16 protein-coding genes, 2 tRNA genes and 3 rRNA genes are annotated in these 23488 nt (G+C 65.6%); 15 read left to right on the top strand and 6 right to left on the bottom strand.

The features are described from left to right. Positions 1-471: 471 nt before the first annotated feature. Together ACQPWU_RS51825 and ACQPWU_RS51820 are read left to right on the top strand one after the other, a co-directional pair. Positions 472-987 (top strand): M48 metallopeptidase family protein, encoded by a 516-nt coding sequence (locus ACQPWU_RS51825; protein ID WP_433434107.1) that lies wholly within the window; start codon positions 472-474, stop codon positions 985-987. Further along, positions 984-1568, top strand: coding sequence for a DUF2064 domain-containing protein (locus ACQPWU_RS51820; protein ID WP_433434104.1), 585 nt, complete (start codon positions 984-986; stop codon positions 1566-1568). Before ACQPWU_RS51825 ends, ACQPWU_RS51820 begins: the two co-directional genes overlap by 4 nt. Here the strand turns inward: ACQPWU_RS51820 and ACQPWU_RS51815 are convergent. The 3 genes from ACQPWU_RS51815 to ACQPWU_RS51805 are packed head-to-tail and all read right to left on the bottom strand — an operon-like array spanning position 1555 to position 4335. Beyond that, a complete protein-coding gene (locus tag ACQPWU_RS51815) occupies positions 1555-2541 on the bottom strand; it encodes an endonuclease/exonuclease/phosphatase family protein (RefSeq protein WP_433434102.1) in 987 nt (328 codons plus the stop codon). The two genes, ACQPWU_RS51820 and ACQPWU_RS51815, sit on opposite strands and share 14 nt — an antisense overlap. A 31-nt stretch (positions 2542-2572) precedes the next feature. Beyond that, on the bottom strand, positions 2573-3133 hold the full coding sequence (locus ACQPWU_RS51810; protein ID WP_433434100.1) for an NUDIX hydrolase: 561 nt from the start codon (positions 3131-3133) through the stop codon (positions 2573-2575). Next, positions 3130-4335, bottom strand: coding sequence for a zinc-dependent metalloprotease (locus tag ACQPWU_RS51805; protein WP_360689890.1), 1206 nt, complete (start codon positions 4333-4335; stop codon positions 3130-3132). The genes ACQPWU_RS51810 and ACQPWU_RS51805 overlap by 4 nt, the downstream gene beginning before the upstream one ends. 130 nt (positions 4336-4465) lie before the next feature. Here ACQPWU_RS51805 and ACQPWU_RS51800 point away from each other — a divergent pair, with 130 nt between their 5' ends. From ACQPWU_RS51800 to ACQPWU_RS51760, 9 genes are all read left to right on the top strand, one after another. Continuing rightward, positions 4466-5539 carry an NAD-dependent epimerase/dehydratase family protein gene (locus ACQPWU_RS51800; protein ID WP_433445515.1) on the top strand — a complete coding sequence of 358 codons (1074 nt, stop codon included), beginning with the start codon at positions 4466-4468 and terminating at the stop codon, positions 5537-5539. A 98-nt stretch (positions 5540-5637) separates the two neighbouring features. Beyond that, the gene (locus tag ACQPWU_RS51795) at positions 5638-6063 is read left to right on the top strand and encodes a molybdenum cofactor biosynthesis protein MoaE (protein ID WP_360689852.1); all 426 of its coding nucleotides are present in this window, start codon (positions 5638-5640) and stop codon (positions 6061-6063) included. Positions 6064-6073: 10 nt separating this feature from the next. Next, entirely contained in the window at positions 6074-7120 is a 1047-nt protein-coding gene (locus ACQPWU_RS51790) for a YlbL family protein (RefSeq protein WP_433434098.1), read from the top strand. A 129-nt stretch (positions 7121-7249) separates the two neighbouring features. After that, a complete protein-coding gene (locus ACQPWU_RS51785) occupies positions 7250-10198 on the top strand; it encodes a UPF0182 family membrane protein (RefSeq protein WP_433434096.1) in 2949 nt (982 codons plus the stop codon). A gap of 56 nt (positions 10199-10254) precedes the next feature. Continuing rightward, positions 10255-10331, top strand: a tRNA-Met gene (locus tag ACQPWU_RS51780). Between the two features lie 220 nt (positions 10332-10551). Beyond that, positions 10552-10625: transfer RNA gene (locus tag ACQPWU_RS51775), tRNA-Met, on the top strand. 99 nt (positions 10626-10724) lie between these two features. Beyond that, positions 10725-11192, top strand: coding sequence for a group II truncated hemoglobin (locus ACQPWU_RS51770; protein ID WP_433434093.1), 468 nt, complete (start codon positions 10725-10727; stop codon positions 11190-11192). Between the two features lie 9 nt (positions 11193-11201). Further along, on the top strand, positions 11202-13697 hold the full coding sequence (locus tag ACQPWU_RS51765; RefSeq protein ID WP_433434091.1) for a DUF4118 domain-containing protein: 2496 nt from the start codon (positions 11202-11204) through the stop codon (positions 13695-13697). Then, entirely contained in the window at positions 13694-14371 is a 678-nt protein-coding gene (locus tag ACQPWU_RS51760) for a response regulator (RefSeq protein ID WP_433434089.1), read from the top strand. Before ACQPWU_RS51765 ends, ACQPWU_RS51760 begins: the two co-directional genes overlap by 4 nt. Here ACQPWU_RS51760 and ACQPWU_RS51755 read toward each other — a convergent pair. After that, a complete protein-coding gene (locus ACQPWU_RS51755; protein WP_433434087.1) occupies positions 14344-14553 on the bottom strand; it encodes a hypothetical protein in 210 nt (69 codons plus the stop codon). The genes ACQPWU_RS51760 and ACQPWU_RS51755 overlap by 28 nt on opposite strands. Before the next feature lie 112 nt (positions 14554-14665). Here ACQPWU_RS51755 and ACQPWU_RS51750 point away from each other — a divergent pair, with 112 nt between their 5' ends. Next, entirely contained in the window at positions 14666-15925 is a 1260-nt protein-coding gene (locus ACQPWU_RS51750; protein WP_433432965.1) for an IS701 family transposase, read from the top strand. Between the two features lie 104 nt (positions 15926-16029). Here the strand turns inward: ACQPWU_RS51750 and ACQPWU_RS51745 are convergent, their stop codons facing one another. Continuing rightward, positions 16030-16428: a hypothetical protein gene (locus ACQPWU_RS51745; protein WP_433434086.1), complete on the bottom strand. Its 399-nt coding sequence runs from the start codon at positions 16426-16428 to the stop codon at positions 16030-16032. A 570-nt stretch (positions 16429-16998) separates the two neighbouring features. On the opposite strand from ACQPWU_RS51745, the gene ACQPWU_RS51740 reads away from it, so the two are divergent. The 3 genes from ACQPWU_RS51740 to rrf all read left to right on the top strand — a co-directional run bounded on the left by ACQPWU_RS51740 (position 16999) and on the right by rrf (position 22106). After that, positions 16999-18518: ribosomal RNA gene (locus ACQPWU_RS51740) — 16S ribosomal RNA — on the top strand. Positions 18519-18821: 303 nt separating this feature from the next. Continuing rightward, positions 18822-21927: ribosomal RNA gene (locus ACQPWU_RS51735) — 23S ribosomal RNA — on the top strand. Positions 21928-21989: 62 nt separating this feature from the next. Continuing rightward, positions 21990-22106 (top strand): 5S ribosomal RNA (rrf, locus tag ACQPWU_RS51730). The 16S, 23S and 5S rRNA genes sit together here, the layout of an rRNA operon. A 56-nt stretch (positions 22107-22162) precedes the next feature. On the opposite strand, the gene ACQPWU_RS51725 is transcribed toward rrf, so the two are convergent. Beyond that, on the bottom strand, positions 22163-23461 hold the full coding sequence (locus tag ACQPWU_RS51725; RefSeq protein WP_433434083.1) for a PQQ-binding-like beta-propeller repeat protein: 1299 nt from the start codon (positions 23459-23461) through the stop codon (positions 22163-22165). Between the last annotated feature and the right edge of the window lie 27 nt (positions 23462-23488).

Raw genomic sequence — 23488 nt, 5'->3', positions numbered from 1 at the left:
ATATCCGCGGTTGAGTGGGCGAGCTCGCTCAGCGTCGGTCAGGGGGGCCGGGGAGGGCGGGCATGGCAGCCCGGCGCCCGCTTCTCGGGAGAGCCGGCCCAGGAGATGCCGCTCAGGCGGCCGCATCCCACGGAAGCGCAACCAGCAGATAAAGATCTGGTAAATCAATCTTTCCCGGAAAATGACCCAATGTCGGAAGTGGGCGCGATCACTGCGAAGATCGCCTAGAACGTGCCAACCCCCACAAGGCCCGCCAAAGTACCTCTGAACCAAGACCACGAACGCCTGGAAGCCGCGCTGAAGTGGGAATCCTCAGGACGCCCATGACCACGGCCACCAGCAGGATGATCCAGGTCAGGTGGCGCATCGGGAAACGGCGCCTGCCCAAATTCACCGGCTCTTAATCATCTGACCAGCAGAAACAACGTCCACCCTCTGTGGAATTTCGCCAGGGTCGGCTAACGTGCATATGTGCCCCCCGAGACAGTCGAGGTTCGTCGCAGTTCTCGTCGCCGGCGTACGGTCTCCGCCTACCGCGACGGCGACAAGACGATCGTGCTCCTGCCCGCCTGGCTGAGTGGCGAAGACGCAGATGAATGGGTGAGCCGGATGCTGGATCGGCTGGCCGCGAAGGAACGCCGGCGAAGGCCCACCGACGAGGCGCTGCTCGAACGGGCCAAGGAGCTGTCGGCGAGATATCTCGACGGCATGCCGGAGCCGGTGAGCGTGCGCTGGGTCGACAACCAGCAGCACCGCTGGGGCTCGTGCACCCCGGAGAACGGCACGATCAGGATCTCGACCAGGCTCAAGGGCCTGCCCGAATGGGTCATCAACTACGTGATCATCCATGAGCTGGTGCATCTGCTGGTGCCCAGTCACGGGGCCAAGTTCTGGGCGCTGGTAGAACAGTATCCCAAGGCAGAACGCGCGCGCGGGTTTCTGGAGGGATTCTCGGCCGCGGCCCACACGGCACCGGAGGAGTGTTGACGCGCATCGCCGCGGTCCTGGTACGACAGCGCATGGCACAGGCGGCGCCTCCCGGCGTGGACGCCGGCGAATTCCTCGAAGCGGTGGCGGAGGACACCTACGAGATGGTCGCGGGACTCGAGCTCGTCACCCCGGTCCTGATCACCAGCGTTCCCGAGCTGGAGGAGATCGTCTGGCCCGGCACCGAAGTGATCATGATAAAAGACGACGAACCACTGAAACTCATCCTTCAACGCCTCAACGCCGACCAGGCGGTCGTGATCGGCGCCGACGCCCCCGACCTGCCGCCCCTCCTCGTCGGCAAGCTGTTCAGGGAACTGGGCAGGGCCGAGATCACGATCTGCCCGGCGGAGAACGGCGGCGCCGTGGCCATGGCCTGCGCGCTCCCCGCCCCCGCATGGGCCGACCCCGACCTCGACGACGCGGACATCGTGGCCACCCTGCGTGCTCAGGCCCCCGGCCCCCGCAAGGTCGCCACCACCCCGGGCTGGCACCGCCTGCGCACACGCGAAGACGTCGAACGCCTCGACCCCGGCCTCGAAGGCTGGGACAACACGAGGGCGCTGGTCAGGGCACGGTGAGCTCGGCCAGAACGGCGCGATGGTCGGTCCTCGGCACGTCGCGCACGCTGACCTCCTTCACTCCCACCCGCTCATCCACCAGCACATGGTCGATCGTGATGATCGGCGGCACCCGCTTGTTCGCCGGCCACGTCGGTATCAGTCCGGCTCCCACCGTGTCGGCCGCGTCCTTGTAGCCGCGGGCCAGCAGCCCCCGTAGGGCGGCGTGGTCGAGCGAGGCGTTGAAGTCACCCGCGATGATCCGGATCTGGTCCGGTGAGGCGGACGGAAAGGCGGCGAGAGCCTCGTTCCACTCGATGACCTGGGGCCCCAGCGGCGGAAAGGGATGCGCGTCGATGAACTCGATCGGCTTCCCGCCCGGCAGCGAGACCAGCGCGGCGGGCATCTGGTGCCCGACCGGCGGCATCAGGCCCGGCAGCGCCTCCAGCGGGTGCTTGGAGTAGAGCCCGCTCCCCCCGGCGCTCCACTCGGGGAGCAGCACCCGGTGCGGCATCACTTCCTCGAGGCCGGCCGCGTCCAGGTCGGAGACCGCCCCGGGCGTCAGCTCCTGCGTGCTCAGCACGTCGGGGTTGAACTCGCGTACCAGCTTCATGATCGTCACCGCGTCGGCCCTGCCGAACAGCATGTTGATCGTCATGACCCGGAAGGGCCTGCCCGCCGTGGCCTCGGCCGTGCCCAGCGCCCTGGGCAGCACGCTGAAGCCGAGCGCGGCCGTGGCCAGCAGCGCGACGGCGGTCGCGGCGCGCTTGCGCCCGACCGCGGCGATCAGGAGGGGGACCAGTGAACCCGCCGCGGCGTACGGGGTGGCGGTCATGATCTGCGTGGGCAGCGAACCCCGCTCCAGCCCCGCCACCCTGGCCACGGCCCAGGCGGCGAACGGAGTCACGGCCAGCCAGGTCAACGCCGTCCCAGGGAACTTCCTGCGCCTGCGCCCAGGTGTCACGATCGTGCCGCCGACGGCAGAAGTCTCCACGCAACCCCCTCCTGGAACGACGCAAAGGACTCTAACCGAGCGCGCGTGAACCCGAGCTAAGCGCGGCCTGTCCGCGTGCGGCCAATCGCCGCGTCGCCTCGTCGGAGAGCTCGGGAATGCCGTCGACGGGGAACCAGCGCAGGTCCAGCGACTCCTCGCTGATCACCGCCTCGGCGCCGGGAGGGGCCACGGCCGCGTATTCGACGTCGAGATGCCAGCTGTGCGGCGGATGGCACCACACGACGTGCTTGTCCACCGCGAGCGGCCCAGGCAGCAGCTCGAGCCCGGAAATTCCCGACTCCTCCCATGCCTCCCGCAGGGCAACCTCCGCCAGCGACATGTCGGAAATCTCGCAGTGGCCACCCATGGGCAGCCACATCTTGGCCTTCGGATGCAGCGTGAGCAGCACCTGCGAGCCGTCGTGCGACAGGACCGCCGTCGTGGCCGTCAGATGCCCCGGTACGCACTCACGCAGCATCGCGTCGTCGTACGAGCGCAAATGCTCCAGGAACTCCACGCGCAACGCCTCTTCCTCGGGCGTGGGCGCGTTCCACGCGGACAGCACCGCCACCGCGTCGCCGTGCAGGCTCAACTCTGGTCGCCCTCGTCGTCCGGCTTCCTCTCCAGCTCGGAGATGTCCCAGGCCGCCTCGCCACGTACGAACGCGTCGGGATCGTCGAGATCGTCGGCCGTCGGCATGAGATCGGGGTGGCCCCACAGCGCGTCGCGCCCGTCGAGCCCGCGCGCGCTCTCCAGGGCACGCCACAGCGCCGCCGCCTCGCGCAGCCTCCGGGGCCGCAGCTCCAAGCCCACCAGTGTGCCGAACGTCAGCTCGGCGGGCCCGCCGGTCGCGCGCCGCCGGCGTACGGTCTCCGCCAGCGCCACGGCGGAGGGCAGCTTGCCCTCGGCCGCCCGGTCGACCACGGTGGCCACCCACCCCTCGACCAGGGCGAGCATCGTCTCCAGCCGTGCCAGCGCGGCCTTCTGCCGCTCGGTCTCCTCGGGCTTGAGCAGGTTGCCCCCGCTCAGCGCCTCCTGGATCGCCTCGGGGTTGTTGATGTCGAGACCGCGGATCTGCTCTTCGAGCGCTGAGGTGTCGACCGTTATGCCCTTGGCGTATTCCTCGACCGCGCCCAGCAGGTGGGAGCGCAGCCACGGGACGTGCTGGAACAGCCGGTGGTGTGCGGCCTCGCGCAGCGCCAGATAGAGCCTGATCTCGTCGGACGGGATCTCCAGGCCCTCGCTGAAGGAGGCGATGCCCCCCGGCAGCAGCGCGGCCGTGTCGGACAGCGGCAGGCCGATGTCGGTGGTGCCGACCACCTCGCGGGCCAGCGAGCCGAGCGCCTGCCCGATCTGCTGGCCGACCATCATGCCGCCCATCTGTTTGAGCATGCCGAGCAGCGGCCCGGCCATCTGCTGGGCCTCTGGAGGCAGTCCGGAGCCGCCGAGCGCGCCGCCCATGGTCTCGACCATGCGCTCCGCGATCGGCTCGCAGAGCTTGCGCCAGATCGGGACGGTGTTCTCGATCCACTCGGACCGGCTCCAGGCCTGCGGGTTCGACACGCCGCTCGGCAGCGTCGTCGATTCGTTGAGCCAGAGGTCGGCGAGGCTCAGCGCCTCGACGATCTGGCGGCGTTCGCCCTCCATGACGCTCGGGTCGCCCTGGGCGACCACGGCGTGGCGGGCGATGTTCTTGGCCATGTCCCAGTTGACAGGGCCTGAACCCTGCGGCGCCGACAGCATGTCGGCGAACTGGCGCATCGCCTGAGCCATCTGCTCAGGGTTGCCGAACATGGCGAACGGGTTCTCGTTAGGGTCGTTTTCGCGACCTGGCAGGTCAGTCACCGCTCTACCTCGTGCAGGATGGAGGAGTCCACATCCGCCACGTTAGTCGTCCTACGGCGGATCAGTGCAAAGTGAGGACCTGGTGCCTACCTCGAAACGCCCGCGTGAACCCGTAGTAGCCGTCACGGGAGCGGCTTCCGGCCTAGGCCGCGAGCTGCTCGCGAGGCTCGTATCCGCCGCGGATTTCCGCAGAGTGGTGGCCATCGACGAGGAGCGCGGCGACATTCGGGAAGCCACGTGGAGAGTGATCGACGTACGGGATCCGCTCTTGGCGAACCGGATCTCCGACATCGACGTCCTGGTCCATCTGGCCGGTGACTACGCCGTCGACTCCGACCCAGGTGAGCGGCGCGCGTACAACCTCCGAGCCGCCCAGACGGTGCTGACGGCCTCCGCGGCGGCACGCGTGCGCCGTGTGGTGCTGGTCACGAGCGCGATGGTGTACGGCGCCGCGCCCGACAACGAGGTGCCCCTGCCCGAGGACGCCCCGGTGGCGGCCGAGCCCGACACCGGCCTCGTGGGCGACTTCCTGGAGATCGAGTCCCTGGTACGCAGGTCGCTGCGCAGCCACCCCGGCCTGGAGATCACGGTGCTGCGCCCGGCCGCCGTCGTCGGCCCAGGAGTCGACACGGTCATCACCCGTCACTTCGAGTCGCCGAGGCTCCTGACCGTCAAGGGCTGCAGCCCGCACTGGCAGTTCTGCCACATCGACGACCTGGTCTCGGCGCTGGAGCTGGCCGCGCGCGGCGGGGTCACCGGTGTGGTGGCCGTCGGCTCCGACGGGTGTCTGGAGCAGGACCAGGTGGAGGAGCTGTCCGGCATCCGCAGCCTCGAGCTGCCCGCGGGGCTGACCTTCGGCACGGCCCAGCGGCTCCACCGGCTCGGCATCACCCCGGCACCCGCGACGGACCTGCACTACGTCGTCTATCCGTGGGTCGTCGACTGCGCGGCACTGCGCGAGGCGGGCTGGAAGCCGTCGTGGACCAACGAGGCCGCGTTCGCGCAGCTCCTGGAGCTGCGCGAGAACAGAACGACCGTGGTCGGCCGGCGACTGCCCGTCAAGGAGGCCACGCTCACCGCCGCGGGCGCCACCGTCGCCGTCATCGGCACAGCCGCGATCGTCCGGCAGGTACGTAAAAAGCGGCGCCAATGAGAAATCCGCTAAGTGGACTGCCGCTACGGACCGGCCCTGACACGGCCGTCGGGCGGCAGCCCACCGAGCAGGTTTCTCATTGGGTAGGCTCCCTTTCCGTGGACGTCATCCGGTTGCTCGGCATTCGTGACACGCCCCTCTCCGTCGACGAGGTGCTGGCCGCGGTGGGAGACCACGCCGCCGGCGGCACCACCCTCTTCGTGGGCACCGTCCGGGAGCAGGACCACGGAAAGCCGGTGACCAGACTTTCCTACTCGGCGCATCCCTCGGCGGAGGCCGAGCTGCGGCAGGTGGCGGAGAAGATCGCCGCCGACTTCCCGGTGACGGCGCTGGCCGCCGTTCACCGCGTGGGCGACCTGGAGCTGGGTGAGGCGGCCGTCATCGTCGCGGTGGCCGCGCCCCACAGGGACGAGGCGTTCAGGGCCTCGCGCCGGCTGATCGACGACCTGAAGTCGCAGGTCCCGATCTGGAAACATCAGGCATTCGCCGACGGCGAGACCGAATGGGTCGGCGCCGCCGAATAAGCTCATCGACATGTCACGACGCGCCCTGACCCTGCTGCTCGCGGGTTTCCTCGTGCTCGCGCTCGGCGTGGTGGGCGCGTTCAGGCCCGTCCCGTACGTCGTCCTGAGCCCCGGCCCGACCGAGAACACGATCGGCGAGGTCGACAAGAAGCCCGTTATCTCGATCAAGGGGCGGCCGACCTATCCCACCAGCGGCGCGCTCAGCCTTGTCACGGTGGCCTACCAGGGTGGCCCGGCCGCCCAGATCGACCTGCTGACGGCGTTGCGCGGCTGGATCGACCCGACCGTCGCGGTGGTCCCGCAGGAGACCATCTTCGCGCCCAACCGCGACCCCAAGGAGGTCGAGCAGGAGAACACGGTCGAGATGACCAACTCGCAAGACTCCGCCACCGCCGCCGCGCTCAACGAGCTCAAGATCTCCTACAGCACGGTTGTGACGGTCGTGTCCACCGAGAAGGGCAAGCCCGCCGAGGGCAAGCTCGCGAAGGACGACGAGATCAACGCCGTCGACGGCAAACCGGCGAAGAACGTCGACGTCGTAGGCGAGGCGGTCAAGGCGCACAAGCCCGGCGAGAACGTGGTCTTCAACGTCACCAGGGGCGGCAAAAAGCTCGACGTCACCGTGCCGACGGTGGCGGGCCCCAAGGGGCAGACCCTCGTGGGCGTGCTCATGCAGGCGAAGTACAAGTTCCCGTTCGACGTCGACATCAACGTCGGAGACGTCGGCGGGCCGAGCGCGGGGCTGATGTTCTCGCTCGGCATCTTCGACAAGCTCACGCCCGGTGAGCTCACCGGCGGCAGGCTGATCGCGGGCACCGGCACGATGGAGCCGTCCGGCCAGGTCGGCGCGATCGGCGGCATCGCGCAGAAGATGGTCGGCGCCAAGAACTCCGGCGCGACCGTCTTCCTCACCCCCGCCGACAACTGCGCCGAGGCCATGAAAGCGGTGCCCGACGGGCTCCGGCTGGTCAGGGCCGACACGATGCACGACGCGGTGCAGGCGCTCGACGCGCTGCGGACAGGTAAAGGAAACGTGCCCGCATGTGAGGCCGGATGAAACTTCTGGCGCCTGCCATCCGTTAGCCGTACCGCTGGCACCGCGGTGTAGGTTGCCAGACACGGACCGTTTTTTCATCACGACGAGGGGTTGGCCTTGAGCTTCCGGACCCCAGGAGCCGGCCGGGCGATGCGCTTGCCCCGCCGACCTCGACTGCTTCTGCCTGTCGCGATCGCTCTTGTGGCGATCGTGGCGTTGTTTTTCCTATTTTCTGGGATTTATACCGACTATCTGTGGTTTGACGCCACGAACTACACGTCGGTCTTCAGCGGTGTGCTGCTGACCCAGATCGTGCTGTTCCTGGTCGGGGCGGTGCTGATGGTCGGCATCGCGGGCGGCAACATGTTGCTGGCCTTCCGGATGCGCCCGATGTTCGGGCCGGCGATGTTCGGTGGTGGCAGCGGCGCCGACCGCTACCGCATGGCGCTCGACCCCCACCGCAAGCTGATCTTCATTGTCGGCATGGGCCTGCTCGCTCTCTTCTCCGGCTCCTCGTTCGCCGGGCAGTGGGAGACGTGGCTCGAGTTCGTCAACGGGGTGCCGTTCGGCAAGCAGGACAAGCTGTTCGGACTGGACATCTCGTTCTACATGTTCGACTACCCGTTCATCCGGATGGTGCTGAACTTCCTGTTCACCGCCGTGATCATCTCGATCGTGCTGGCGGCGATCACCCACTACCTGTACGGCGGGTTCCGGCTGCAGTCGCCCGGCGTGCACGCCTCCAGGGCGGCGCGCATCCACCTGTCGGTGCTGCTCGGCATCTTCCTGCTGCTCAAGGCCGTCGCCTACTGGTTCGACCGCTTCGGCCTGGTCTTCTCCGACCGCGGCTTCGTCAACGGTGCCTCCTACACCGACGTCAACGCCGTCCTGCCGGCCAAGACCATCCTCGCGATCATCGCGCTGATCTGCGCCGCCCTGTTCTTCGCCGGCGTCGTGCGCCCCGGCGGCATGCTCCCCGGCGTCTCGGCCGGCCTGCTCGTGCTCTCGGCCATCCTGATCGGCGGCGTCTACCCGGCGCTGGTCGAGCAGTTCCAGGTCAAGCCCAACCAGCAGGGCAAGGAGGCCGCCTACATCCAGCGCAACATCGAGGCCACACGGGAGGCGTACAACGTCGACAAGACCGAGGTGGAAAACTACAACGCCGAGTCCGACCCCGCCAAGGTCCAGAAGGACGGAGACACCTCGGTCTCCGGGGTGCGGCTGCTCGACCCGGCGCTGGTGTCGTCGACGTACGAGCAGACGCAGCGCATCCGCGGCTTCTACAGCTTCGGCGACACGCTCGACGTCGACCGCTATCCCGACAGCACCGGCAAGCTGATCGACCACGTCGTCGGCGTCCGCGAGCTGACCGGCCCGCCCGAGGGCCAGAACAACTGGATCAACCGGGCCCTCGTCTACACCCATGGCTACGGCCTCGTCGCCGCGCCGGGCAACCATGTCGACAGCAGCGGCCAGCCCGCGTACGACGCCAAGGACATGCCGGTCACCGGCCCGCTGGCGACCTCCACCAAGCTGCGCGAGCCGCGCGTCTACTACGGCGAGGCCCCGTCCTCGGACGAGTACGTCATCGCGGGTGGCAACCCCAAGAACCCGCAGGAGCTCGACTACCCGAAGACGGGCGGCACGGGCCAGGAGAACACCACCTACACCGGAGGCGGGGTCCGCGTCGGGTCGTTCGTCAACAGGCTCGTCTACGCCGCCAAGTACGGCGAGGCGAACATCCTCCTGTCGGGCGACATCAACGACAGCTCCAAGATCCTTTACGTCCGCAACCCGCGCGACAGGGTGCAGAAGGTGGCGCCCTTCCTCACGCTGGACGGCAACCCCTATCCGGCGATCGTCGACGGGCGCATCACCTGGATCATCGACGGCTACACCACGTCCAACGACTACCCGTACTCGCAGAGCGAGAGCTTCGGCGACATGACGCGCGACACGTCCACCGACCGCCGCGTGATCGCCCAGCAGCCGACGGACAAGATCAACTACATCCGTAACTCCGTCAAGGCCACGGTCGACGCCTACGACGGCACGGTCAAGCTCTACGGCTGGGACACCAACGACCCGATGCTGAAGACCTGGAGCAAGGCGTTCCCCGGCGTCATCCGCCCGGCCTCGGAGATGAGCCCCGACCTGCGCAACCACATCCGCTACCCGGAAGACCTGTTCAAGGTGCAGCGCTACACGCTGTCGCGCTACCACATCACCGACCCGGCCGCGTTCTACAGCGGCCAGGACTTCTGGAACGTCCCCGGTGACCCGACGCAGGGCGACAAGAACATCAAGCAGCCTCCCTACTACCTGACCACCACGATGCCGGGCGGCACGCCGACGTTCTCCCTGACGACCACGTTCGTGCCGCGCCAGGGAGGCGCCAACCTGTCGGCGTTCATGGCGGTCGACTCGTCGGGCGGCTCGGGGTACGGCCGGCTACGCATCCTGCGTATGCCGTCCAACACACCCATCCCGGGTCCGGGGCAGATCCAGAACGCCTTCCAGAGCCGCCTCGCCGGTCAGCTCAACGTGATGGGCGTGGGCAGCTCGTCGCTGCGTTACGGAAACCTGCTGACGTTGCCGTACGCGGGCGGTCTGGTCTACATCGAGCCGGTGTACGTGCAGGTTGCCGCAGGCGGTGGCCAGGAGCCGTACCCGATCCTGCAGCGGGTCCTGGTGTCCTACGGCAGCAAGATCGGCGTCGGGCAAACCCTGGACCAGGCGCTCCAGGAGGTCTTCGGCGGCCAGCAACAGCAGCAGAACCCCACCGAGCAACAGCAGCAGACCGTCCCCAGCCAGACCAACACGGCGATCAACACGGCGATCGGTAACGCCAAGAAGGCGTACGAGGACGCGCAGAAGGCCCTGCAGTCCAGCCCGCCTGACTGGGATGCCTACGGTGACGCTCAGAAGCGGCTGGAGGAGGCGCTGAAGGCGCTGGAGGGGGCGAACCAGGCCAAGCCCTCGGCGACCCCCTCTGCCACGCCCTCCGTCTCGCCCTCCGCCTCACCGTCGGCCACGCCCTCCGCCCCGGCCTCGCCGGTGCCATCGCCGACGGGATCGCAAGCGGGAGGCACGTCCTAGCCCATTCAGTTTGCGCCCACCCCTCGCAGCCGACTAGTCTTTAGAACGCAAGGCGACGCGGGGTGGAGCAGTTCGGTAGCTCGCTGGGCTCATAACCCAGAGGTCGCAGGTTCAAATCCTGCCCCCGCTACCAATCCCAGAAGCCCGGGCTCCGGAAACGGAACCCGGGCTTCTGCGCGTCTCGGTCTTTGGGGTGGAGAGGGAGCGGGCTTCCGTTGCCAGGGGCGGCCGTGTGTCCTTCCCTCTTTCGCATAAGGGTCGTCACCAGTGACCGCGGTCACATTGGGGCCGTTGGAAAGGCAGGATGTCCCAAGCACTGATGGGAGCCTGTATAGTTATTGATGACACACCGACGCGGGGTGGAGCAGTTCGGTAGCTCGCTGGGCTCATAACCCAGAGGTCGCAGGTTCAAATCCTGTCCCCGCTACTCGTCCAGAGTCCCTGGTCACCGGATTATCCGGAGGCCGGGGACTTTGTCGTTTCCGCAGCTCTTGCCCGTCCTCCGCAAGGGTGATTACATCATTACATGACTGACGAAGCAGTGCCCACGCTGTACGAATGGGCAGGCGGCAGCGAGGCGTTCGAACGGCTGACCGAGGCTTTCTACCGGACCGTCGTCAAGGACGAGCTGATCGGCCCGCTGTTCGCCCACATGGACCCGGACCATCCGAAACATGTGGCGATCTGGCTCAGCGAGGTGTTCGGCGGGCCAGATCGATACACCAAGGAGCGTGGTGGTTATCCGAACATGCTCCGCCACCACCTCGGCAAGGCCATCAGCGAGCCGCAGCGCCGCAGGTGGGTGAGCCTGCTCATGGACGCGGCGGACGAGGTGGGGCTGCCCGACGACCCCGAGTTCAGGGCCGCGTTCGCGAGTTACATCGAATGGGGCACCAGGTTGGCCAGGCACAACTCCCAGCCGGACGCCAAGCCTCCGCTCGAGGCGCCCGTGCCGCACTGGGGCTGGGGGGTCGCGCCGCCCTACCAGCCTTAACCTGGAGGAATGGAAGCCACGTCCCGCGGGATGCTGCGCGTGTACCTGGGCGCGGCGCCCGGGGTGGGCAAGACGTACGCCATGCTGAGCGAGGCGCACCGCGCCCGCGAACGTGGCAAGGATGTGGTCGTGGGCTTCGTCGAGACCCACGGCCGCGCCAAGACCGCCCGTCTGCTCGAAGGGCTGGAGATCCTGCCGCGACGGACGATGTCCTATCGGGGCGCGACATTCACTGAGCTCGACGTCGATGCCGTCATCGCCCGCGCTCCCACCGTGGCGCTGATCGACGAGCTCGCCCACACGAACGTTCCCGGCTCCCGCAACGCCAAGCGCTGGCAGGACATCGACGAGGTTCTCCACGCCGGGATCGACGTGGTCTCGACCGTCAACATCCAGCACCTCGAATCGCTGAACGACGTGGTCGACCAGATCACCGGCGTGCCGCAGCGGGAGACCGTACCGGATGAGGTGGTGCGGCGCGCTGACCAGATCGAGCTCGTCGACATGGCGCCGGAGGCGCTGCGGCGCAGGATGGCCCACGGCAACGTCTACCCGCTCGAACGGGTCGACGCCGCGATGGCCAACTACTTCCGCGTCGGCAACCTGACCGCCTTGCGGGAGCTCGCCCTGATCTGGGTGGCAGACAAGGTGGACGATCAACTCGACCGTTACCGTGCGGACCATGGCATAGCGGGCACCTGGGAGGCCCGCGAGCGCGTGGTGGTCGCGCTGACCGGAGGCCCGGAAGGCGACACGCTCATACGGCGGGCGGCCCGCATCGCGGCCAGGAGCAAGGGCGCAGACCTGCTGGCCGTGCACGTCACCAGCGCCGACGGCCTCACCTCCGGCGGCGACCCCGCGAACCTGATCCGCCAGCGCACCCTCGTCGAGGACCTCGGCGGCTCCTATCACCAGGTGGTGGGCGACGACATCCCGCGCGCGCTGCTCGAGTTCGCCGGTGGCGTGAACGCGACCCAGCTCGTGCTGGGGGCGTCGAGGCGGGGGCGCTTCGCGCAGATCCTCTCGCGTGGTGTGGGCGTGACCACGACGGCGCTGTCGGGGTCGATCGACGTTCACATGGTCACGCACGAGGCCATCAGGAAGGGGCTCGAGCGGGCGCGGTCGAGCGCCGCGCTGACCCGCGGGCGACGGCTGTCCGGCTGGGGGCTGTCGCTGCTCGGCATGCCGCTGCTCACCGCCGCGCTCCGGCCGCTGGACCTGTCGCTGCCCAGCGACATCCTGCTCTTCCTGCTGCTGGTCGTAGGGGTCGCCCTGGTGGGCGGCATGTGGCCGGCCCTCACGGCGGCGGTGCTCGGATTCGGGCTGCTCAACTGGTTCTTCACGCCTCCGCTGCACACGTTGACGATCGCCGCGCCGGAGAACGTGCTCGCGCTGGCCATCTTCGTGCTGGTGGCGGCCATGGTCAGCGCGGTCGTCGACCTGGCGGCCAGGCGCAGCAGGGATGCGGCGCGCTCGCAGGCCGACGCCGAGGTGCTGTCCACGCTGGCGGGGCACGTGCTGCGGGGCGAGGCGGCGCTGCCGTCGCTGCTGGCCCGGATGCGGGAGACGTTCGGACTGATCTCGGTGACCCTGCTCGAACGCTCAGACGGTTGGAAGATCGTCGCCACCTCGGGTGGAGCGCCGTGCACAAGCCCGGGGACGGCCGACACCGACGTAGTGATCGACGACCGGCTCGTGCTCGCCGCCCACGGCCGGCTGTTGGACGCGAGCGATCGGCGAGTGCTGGAGGCGTTCGCCGCGGAGGCGGCCGTCGCGCTGCGCGAGCAGCGGCTGCGGGAGGCGGCTGAGCAGGCCGAGCCGCTGGCCGAGGCCGACAGGATGCGCACGGCCCTGCTCGCCGCGGTCAGCCACGACCTGCGTACTCCGCTCGCCTCGGCCAAGGCAGCGGTCGAGAGTCTGCGCAGCACCGATGTCACCTGGTCGGACGAGGATCGGTCCGAACTGCTGGCCACCGCCGACGAGTCGCTGATCAAGCTGGACCGGCTCGTCTCGAACCTCCTCGACATGAGCCGCCTCCAGGCGGGCGTGCTCGGCGTGCATCTGGAGCCCGTGGCGATCGAGGACGTCCTGCCGCGCGCCATCGACGACCTAGGCCCCCTACGCGAGCGGGTTCAGAGCGATCTCCCGCCCATGGTGCCGGAGATCATGGCAGACCACGCCCTGTTGGAGCGGGTGCTCGTCAACCTGATGGCGAACGCGATCCGCTACAGCCCCGACGACGAGCTCGTCCTCGTCAACGCGAGCTGGCACGGCGAGAACGTGGAGATCCGCATCATCGACCGCGGTCCCGGCATCCCGCCCGAGGCGCATGAAAAGGTGTTCATGCCATTCCAGCGGCTCGGGGACCGCGACACCCACACGGGCGTGGGGCTCGGCCTGGCGCTCTCGCGCGGCCTCACCGAGGCGATGGGCGGCGCGCTCGTGCTGGAGGACACGCCTGGAGGGGGCCTGACCATGACCATCTCGCTGCGGAGGCACGCATGACCCGCGTGCTGGTGGTGGACGACGAGCCGCAGATCCTGCGTGCTCTGCGCGTCAACCTGGCCGCCAGGCAGTACGAGGTGGCGGTCGCGCCCGACGGCGGCACAGCGCTGCGTCAGGCCGCCGACTGGCATCCCGACCTGATCATCCTCGACCTCGGCCTGCCCGACCTCGACGGCGTCGAGGTCATCCAGGGCCTGCGCGGCTGGACCTCGGTCCCGATCATCGTCCTCTCGGGCCGTTCGGACAGCATCGACAAAGTGGACGCGCTCGACGCGGGCGCCGACGACTACGTGACGAAGCCGTTCAGCATCGACGAGCTGCTCGCACGCGTCCGCGCGGTGACCCGCCGCACGGGCCAGCCGGATGAGGAGGCTGCCACGGTGCGGCTGGGCGATCACGTGATCGACCTCTCCAACAAGACGATCTCCGGTGGGGTACGGCTGACGCCCACGGAGTGGCACTTCCTGGAGATCCTGCTGCGTAACCCGGGCAAGCTGATCAGCCAGCGCCAGCTCCTGCGGGAAGTCTGGGGAGGTTCGTACGAGAAGGAGACGCACTACCTACGCCAGTACATGGCCCAGCTCCGGCGAAAGCTCGAACGGGACCCCTCCAACCCCGTCCATCTGCTGACCGAGCCCGGGATGGGTTACCGGTTCCAGCCTTCTTCGTCGTAGGTTCTGATCATCGAGAACGCTTTGTGCGCGGCCCAGCCGAGGAGCACGAGCCCGAAGACCACCTGCACGATCCGCATCGGCAGGGAAGAGCCTGGATCGGCGTAAAGAACGACGCCAACCCACATCAGGCCGAATATCGCGACCAGTGCGACTGCCGCCCAGTTCAACCTCCGCTGCCACATACGCGAAGTCTTACAGCCGGGCGGCCAAGGTGGGGTATGCCCCGAGTCGTCATCGGGTCAGTGGCCTAGTAGTACTTTGTTAGTTCGGGATCTTGTGTGAGATGATTTTTGTGTGACTCCGGCTGAGCTGGCTGAGGTTCGAGGCCGTCTTGAGGACTTCGCGGGTGAGGTGTTCACTTCCTTCGCGCGTCGGGAACAGCGGTCCAACGGCGGGCTGTACCTGCGTGGGCTGATGCTGGATGGGCGGCGCAAATCGATGGTTCCGATGGCTGAGCGGTTGGGGGTGGATCACCAGCGGCTGCAGCAGTTCATCACCTCCTCGACCTGGGACTATGCGGCGGTGCGCAGGCGTCTGGCACAGCGCGCGGTCAGCGTGGTGGCGCCGCAGGCGTGGGTGCTGGACGACACTGGCCACCTCAAGGACGGCGATGCCTCGCCGGGGGTGGCCCGGCAGTACACCGGCACCGCGGGAAAGGTGACCAACTGCCAGATCGCGGTCAGCGTGCACGCGGTTACCGATACGTGCTCGGCGGCGCTGAACTGGCGGTTGTTCCTACCTGAGCGATGGGACGACGCGCTGGCCGAGGATGCAGCCCAGGCCGCGGCGATCGCCGGGCGGCGGCGGCGCTGCGGCATCCCTGACGATCAGCGGCACCGTCCCAAGTGGCAGCAGGCGCTGGACATGCTCGATGAGCTGGCCGCCTGGGGGCAGGTGCCGCCGCTGGTGGTGGCCGATGCCGGATACGGCGATGTGACCGCGCTCCGGCTCGGCCTGACCGGGCGCGACCTGCCGTACGTGGTCGCCCTCAAGGGCACCACCAGCGCGTATCCCGCCGATGTCGTCCCCGAGACGGTGCCCTACTCCGGTAACGGCCGCCGTCCGGTGGCCAAATACCGCAGCGCGCCCTCCAGCCTGCGCGAGCTGGCCCTGGCCGCCGGACGCAGCAGTCTGCGCCGGGTGAGCTGGCGGCAGGGCACCAAGAAGAGCAAGGGCAACCCGACCGCTACGATGCGCTCACGCTTCCTCGTGCTGCGGGTGCGGCCCGCCAACAGCGGCATCGCCCGAGACAGTGACGGGCATCTGCCCGAATGCTGGCTTCTGGCCGAATGGCCACCTGGTGAGCCCGAGCCCACCGATTACTGGCTGTCCACCCTTCCGCCAGACATCCGGCTGCGGGAACTGGTGCGCCTGGCGAAGATCCGCTGGCGGATCGAGCACGACTACCGCGAGCTCAAGACCGGCCTGGGCCTGACCCACTTCGAGGGCCGCTCCTTCACCGGCTGGCACCGGCACGTCACCCTGGCTTCGGCCGCCCATCTGTTCCTCACCGAACTCCGGCTGTCCATCCCAAAAGCAACTGGGGCGGCCTGACCTTCTACAAGATCTTGCACATGCTCCAGGTGCTGTTAGCCACCTGGGCCGGCCGATGCCCCACCTGTCATCAACGACCACCATGACGAACTAACAAAGTACTACTAGTGCGGGAGTGCTCTCCTCATACCGACGCAGCGGCGCAGGCGCATACGGCGCGGGCGCTGTGGGACGGCGTCCTCCAGACACTCGAGCAGCGCCGCCGCCGTGCGGGCGTCTGACAGGATGCGCTGCACGGCCTCGCCGTCCTCCGGCAGCTGGCCGCGCTCGGCCAGCTCGTGCTTGAGGAACGCCAAGGGGTCTGGCGCCCCCACGGTGTCCGCCGCCACTGTCGCCCGCGCGGCCGTGAGGAGGCGCAGGTAGTGGGTGCGGAGCATGGCTTCGCGCAGGCGGGCGTGCTCGAGGTCGTCGATCAGGGTCCTGGCGATTCTCAGCAGGTCTCCGGCATGGGTCGCCTCGTCGGCGAGGAAGGCGCGGATGTCGTCGAACTCCGAGCGGGTCATAGCGGACACCTCCGAGAGCGCAGTCTGCTCGTAGCTACTTCGTACCGGGTCGCGATTGCGGATGACTTGCTGACGGCTTGACGCCGGGGTGCCGACCAGGAGGTTCTTGTGAAGGTTTGAGCGTTGCGTGGAGAGGGAAGGACCTCAGGATTACGCAAGAGGCAGAAGTGGGCGCGACGGCCTGCTAGAGTTGCTTCTCGCAGGGCGGCCAAGGGGTTCCAGGAACCTCCGGAGATGCCCAGCGAATCCCACTACCTTCAGGTTCGTCCGGCGGTGTTCGTACCACTTCGGATGGGCTGGTAAGTTAGAGGGGTTGTCCCGGAAACGGGGCGCGGCTTAATTTCTGCAGATCGAGCGAGTCGGGTCAATTTGACAGGGACTTGAACGGCTGAAAGAATTAGGACACAACGAAATGAACGCCTCCGAGCGGAAAGCCTGAATGGTTTCGAGTGAGGGGTACGCGTCCGTTTCTTGAGAACTCAACAGTGTGTTAAAAGCCAGTGCATGAGATTTACATGCATGACCCCGTCTTTTTGACGGATAGCTCGGATTGATTTCCGGACAAGACATTGTTTGGAGAGTTTGATCCTGGCTCAGGACGAACGCTGGCGGCGTGCTTAACACATGCAAGTCGAGCGGAAAGGCCCTTCGGGGTACTCGAGCGGCGAACGGGTGAGTAACACGTGAGCAACCTGCCCCTGACTCTGGGATAAGCCCGGGAAACTGGGTCTAATACCGGATATGACGCGCTTTCGCATGGGATGCGTGTGGAAAGATTTTTCGGTTGGGGATGGGCTCGCGGCCTATCAGCTTGTTGGTGGGGTAGTGGCCTACCAAGGCGACGACGGGTAGCCGGCCTGAGAGGGCGACCGGCCACACTGGGACTGAGACACGGCCCAGACTCCTACGGGAGGCAGCAGTGGGGAATATTGCGCAATGGGCGGAAGCCTGACGCAGCGACGCCGCGTGGGGGATGACGGCCTTCGGGTTGTAAACCTCTTTCAGCAGGGACGAAGTTGACGTGTACCTGCAGAAGAAGCGCCGGCTAACTACGTGCCAGCAGCCGCGGTAATACGTAGGGCGCAAGCGTTGTCCGGAATTATTGGGCGTAAAGAGCTCGTAGGTGGCTGGTCGCGTCTGCCGTGAAAGCCCGCAGCTTAACTGCGGGTCTGCGGTGGATACGGGCCGGCTAGAGGTAGGTAGGGGCAAGTGGAATTCCTGGTGTAGCGGTGAAATGCGCAGATATCAGGAGGAACACCGGTGGCGAAGGCGGCTTGCTGGGCCTTACCTGACGCTGAGGAGCGAAAGCGTGGGGAGCGAACAGGATTAGATACCCTGGTAGTCCACGCTGTAAACGTTGGGCGCTAGGTGTGGGGGTCTTCCACGATCTCCGTGCCGGAGCTAACGCATTAAGCGCCCCGCCTGGGGAGTACGGCCGCAAGGCTAAAACTCAAAGGAATTGACGGGGGCCCGCACAAGCGGCGGAGCATGTTGCTTAATTCGACGCAACGCGAAGAACCTTACCAAGGTTTGACATCACCCGGACACCTGCAGAGATGTGGGCTTCTTCGGACTGGGTGACAGGTGGTGCATGGCTGTCGTCAGCTCGTGTCGTGAGATGTTGGGTTAAGTCCCGCAACGAGCGCAACCCTTGCTCCATGTTGCCAGCACGCCTTTCGGGGTGGTGGGGACTCATGGGGGACTGCCGGGGTCAACTCGGAGGAAGGTGGGGATGACGTCAAGTCATCATGCCCCTTATGTCTTGGGCTGCAAACATGCTACAATGGCCGGTACAGAGGGTTGCGATGCCGTGAGGTGGAGCGAATCCCTAAAAGCCGGTCTCAGTTCGGATTGGGGTCTGCAACTCGACCCCATGAAGTCGGAGTCGCTAGTAATCGCAGATCAGCAATGCTGCGGTGAATACGTTCCCGGGCCTTGTACACACCGCCCGTCACGTCACGAAAGTCGGCAACACCCGAAGCCCGTGGCCCAACCACTTGTGGGGGGAGCGGTCGAAGGTGGGGCTGGCGATTGGGACGAAGTCGTAACAAGGTAGCCGTACCGGAAGGTGCGGCTGGATCACCTCCTTTCTAAGGAGCTACTTTCACCTTTCACCGGCGCGTGTTCGGTGGGGTGACAGCTCACTAGTGGAGCACTGGCTACTCAACCAGGCTGTGATCGTCTGGCTGTAAGTACCGTCGCTGGTGACAGCGGAGTGGGAACGCGGCTGTGGGGGTTCGGACTGGTTGGACACACTGTTGGGTCCTGAAGGAACGGGCATGCGTGTCTGGTTCTTCGGAGACAGGGCCAGCGGACGCTTCACATGTGGTGGGGCGCGAGCTGGTTTGCTGTTTGTTGTTTGAGATTTGCATAGTGGACGCGAGCATCTTTGTGGCCAAGTTTTTTAGGGCACACGGTGGATGCCTTGGCATCAGGAGCCGATGAAGGACGTGGGAGGCTGCGTTAAGCCTCGGGGAGTCGCCAACCAGACGTTGATCCGGGGATGTCCGAATGGGGAAACCTAGCACCAGTCATGTGGTGTTGCCTCCGCCTGAATGTATAGGGCGGTTGGTGGTAACGCGGGGAAGTGAAACATCTCAGTACCCGTAGGAAGAGAAAACAATATGTGATTCCGTGAGTAGTGGTGAGCGAAAGCGGATGAGGCTAAACCGGGCGTGTGTGATAGCCGGCAGGCGTTGCATGTCCGGGGTCGTGGGACCTTCTAGCAGTCTCTGCCGGGGTTGCGAACAGTGATAAATCGGTGGGGTAGTTGAAAGCTCTGGGAAGGGCTGCCGTAGACCGTGAGAGCCGGGTAGGCGAAACCTTGTCGACTGTTTGAGGGGATCCCAAGTAGCACGGGGCTCGAGAAATCCTGTGTGAATCTGCCAGGACCACCTGGTAAGCCTAAATACTCCCTGGTGACCGATAGTGCACGAGTACCGTGAGGGAAAGGTGAAAAGTGCCCCGGTGAGGGGTCGTGAAATAGTACCTGAAACCGTGTGCCTACAAGCCGTAGGAGCTTAGTCGTTCTTCGGAGCGGCTGTGATGTGACTGCGTGCCTTTTGAAGAATGAGCCTGCGAGTTATGGTGTGTGGCGAGGTTAACCTGTGTGGGGGAGCCGTAGCGAAAGCGAGTCTGAATAGGGCGTTTGAGTCGCATGCTGTAGACCCGAAGCGGAGTGATCTACGCATGGGCAGGTTGAAGCTCAGGTAAGACTGGGTGGAGGACCGAACCCACCAGGGTTGAAAACCTGGGGGATGATCTGTGTGTAGGGGTGAAAGGCCAATCAAACTCCGTGATAGCTGGTTCTCCCCGAAATGCATTTAGGTGCAGCGTTGCGTGTTTCTTGCCGGAGGTAGAGCACTGGATGGCTAATGGGCCCGACAAGGTTACTGACGTCAGCCAAACTCCGAATGCCGGTAAGTGAGAGCGTGGCAGTGAGACTGCGGGCGATAAGGTTCGTAGTCGAGAGGGAAACAGCCCAGATCACCGACTAAGGCCCCTAAGCGTGTGCTAAGTGGGAAAGGATGTGGAGTCGCAGAGACAACCAGGAGGTTGGCTTAGAAGCAGCCACCCTTGAAAGAGTGCGTAATAGCTCACTGGTCAAGTGATTCTGCGCCGACAATGTAGCGGGGCTCAAGTACACCGCCGAAGTCGTGGCATTGACAGCTTTCGGGTTGTTGATGGGTAGGGGAGCGTCGTGCAGCCGGTGAAGCAGCAGAGTGATCTAGTTGTGGAGGCTGTGCGAGTGAGAATGCAGGCATGAGTAGCGAATCGAGGGTGAGAAACCCTCGCGCCGGATGACCAAGGGTTCCTGGGGCAGGTTAATCCGCCCAGGGTAAGTCGGGACCTAAGGCGAGGCCGACAGGCGTAGTCGATGGACAACGGGTTGATATTCCCGTACCCGCTTCAATGCGCCCATATCGAACCCCTTGATACTAAGAGTCCTTAACTCGCTCGGGCCTTCGGGCTTGGGGTCAGGGTGAACGCTCGGCCTGATTGGGTAGTAGGTAAGCGATGGGGTGACGCAGGAAGGTAGTCCAGCCCAGGCGATGGTTGTCCTGGGGTAAGCATGTAGGGAGCGAGGTAGGTAAATCCGCCTCGTATTGATCCTGAGATGTGATGCCGAGCCGATTGTGGTGAAGTGGATGATCCTATGCTGCCGAGAAAAGCCTCTAGTGAGTGTTGTGGCGGCCCGTACCCTAAACCGACTCAGGTGGTCAGGTAGAGAATACCGAGGCGATCGGGTGAACTGTGGTTAAGGAACTCGGCAAATTGCCCCCGTAACTTCGGGAGAAGGGGGACCTCTGCTGGTGATGAGTTTTGCACTCGGAGCTGGTGGGGGTCGCAGTGGCCAGGGGGAAGCGACTGTTTACTAAAAACACAGGTCCGTGCGAAGTCGTAAGACGATGTATACGGACTGACGCCTGCCCGGTGCCGGAACGTTAAGGGGACCGCTTAGTGTGAGTAATCATGCGAAGGTGAGAACTTAAGCGCCGGTAAACGGCGGTGGTAACTATAACCATCCTAAGGTAGCGAAATTCCTTGTCGGGTAAGTTCCGACCTGCACGAATGGCGTAACGACTTCCCCGCTGTCTCAACCGCAGACCCGGTGAAATTGCAGTACGAGTAAAGATGCTCGTTTCGCGCAGCAGGACGGAAAGACCCCGGGACCTTCACTACAGCTTGACATTGGTGTTTGGAACGGCTTGTGTAGGATAGGTGGGAGACTGGGAAGCTCGGACGCTAGTTCGGGTGGAGTCATTGGTGAAATACCACTCTGGTCGTTTTGGATGTCTAACTCTGGTCCGTGATCCGGATCGGGGACAGTGTCTGGTGGGTAGTTTAACTGGGGCGGTTGCCTCCTAAAGGGTAACGGAGGCGCCCAAAGGTTCCCTCAGCCTGGTTGGCAATCAGGTGTTGAGTGTAAGTGCACAAGGGAGCTTGACTGTGAGACTGACGGGTCGAGCAGGAGCGAAAGCTGGGACTAGTGATCCGGCATCGGCGTGTGGAAGCGGTGTCGCTCAACGGCTAAAAGGTACCCCGGGGATAACAGGCTGATCTTCCCCAAGAGTCCATATCGACGGGATGGTTTGGCACCTCGATGTCGGCTCGTCGCATCCTGGGGCTGGAGTAGGTCCCAAGGGTTGGGCTGTTCGCCCATTAAAGCGGTACGCGAGCTGGGTTTAGAACGTCGCGAGACAGTTCGGTCCCTATCCGCTGCGCGCGCAGGAGACTTGAAAGGGGCTGTCCCTAGTACGAGAGGACCGGGACGGACGAACCTCTGGTGTGCCAGTTGTACCGCCAGGTGCACGGCTGGTTGGCTACGTTCGGGAGGGATAACCGCTGAAAGCATCTAAGCGGGAAGCTTGCCTTGAGATGAGGTCTCCCACCTGTGAGGGGTAAGGCTCCCGGTAGACGACCGGGTTGATAGGCCGGAAGTGGAAGCGCGGTAACGTGTGGAGCTGACCGGTACTAATAGGCCGAGGACTTGACCACAAAGCATTTTTGCTCGCGTCCACTAGGCAATTCTGAGACAGCAAACAGCTGTTTCGCAGGGTTGCGGCGGTTATGGCGGGAAGGAAACACCCGGTTACATTCCGAACCCGGAAGTTAAGCTTCCCAGCGCCGATGGTACTGCACTCGGGAGGGTGTGGGAGAGTAGGTCACCGCCGCACAAATATGTGCGAGAGGGCTCGACGCCATGCGCGTCGGGCCCTTTTTGCGTTGGCGGTCAGCTGCCCTTCGTGTTGACGTAAGTGATGGCGTACTTGGCCGTTACCGAGGTCCACGGGACGATGATGACGGTGCCGTTCCGTTCGAAGACCTGAGCGTTCTGACCGTTCGAGCCGTACTTCTGCGGCAGTGAGGCCACCGCGGTGGCCTTGCCGGTGGCGGCGTCCAGCCTGACGAGGCGGGGGGCCAGGTCGCGGTGGTCACCTGCCTCCAGGGCCAGTAGGCCGCGGTCGTCGGCGCGGATGTAGGTGAGCATCGTGTCGTTGGTGCCGGACGAGGTCCAGACCTGCCGGCCGGTCTTGAGGTCGTAGGCCAGGACCTGGTTGCGGGAGCGTAGCTTCCCCGGCACGTTCTCCGGGAACGTGGCCAGGTAGAGGTGGTCGCCGTGGACGGCGTAGCGATGGACCTCGAACATGCCGTCCACGAAGGCGACGGTGTTCATGGCGAGCAGGTCCACCTTGCCGGTCTTGAACTCGGTGACCTTGGCGCCCGCGTCGTTGTAGACAGTGAAGACGTTCTGCGAGGAATCTTCGGTCCGCATGATGACGGGGTCGGCGCTCAGGAGGGTGCTCATCAGTCTCAGCTCACCTATGCGTGTCTGCTTGGTGGCTTTGCCGGTTTGCGGGTTGAGGAGCAGGAGCCGGTTGCCGGCGGTGAAGCAGTCGAGCAGCATCGCCACGCGTCCGGGGGCGGCGTTGGCGTCCTTGAGGTGGCAGCCGTTCGGCATGGTCGCCGTCCACTGCTTGCCCCCGTCCGAGAGGCGGTAGCCGGTCAGCACGTCGTTCAGGTCGACGATGGCCATGCCGTCCGCGTCGAGGATCCGGGGGACGGTGAGCGAGTTGGAGATCCGGGCCTTCTCAGCCGAGATCTTGATCTTCCAGGTGAGCTTGCCGGTGGCCGTGTCCACTCCCGCCAAGTGGTCGCACAGAGTGGAGCTGCCGTACGCGATGGCGCCCTTGCCCTGGGCGAGGTGCTGGGTGGCCCCGCAGAGCTGGGCTCCGGGCGCCGGGGTGCCCCAGGCACGTTTGCCGGAGTTGAGGGCGTAGGCGAGGATGCCGTCCTTCTGCGCGCGGATGATTGTCTTGTCGGTCAGCCAGCTGGCGAAGGCCAGGCCGCTGGTGAAGTCGGTGCTGTCGGCGTTGGTGAGCGGGACCGCCCACTCGGTCACCGCGGTGCTTTCACCGCTGCCGTTCCCGTTGCCGCCTCCTGTTGTGGGGGAGCCGCCCCCGGTCGCCACGAACCAGGCGGTTCCGGTACCTACGGCGAGCAGCCCCATCACGCCGGCGGTCGCCAGCAACGCCGTCTTCCACTTACCCCCGCCGCC

This window comes from Nonomuraea sp. CA-141351 (assembly GCF_050944675.1).
GTDB lineage: Bacteria > Actinomycetota > Actinomycetes > Streptosporangiales > Streptosporangiaceae > Nonomuraea.
This window is presented reverse-complemented; position numbering and strand designations above follow the sequence as displayed.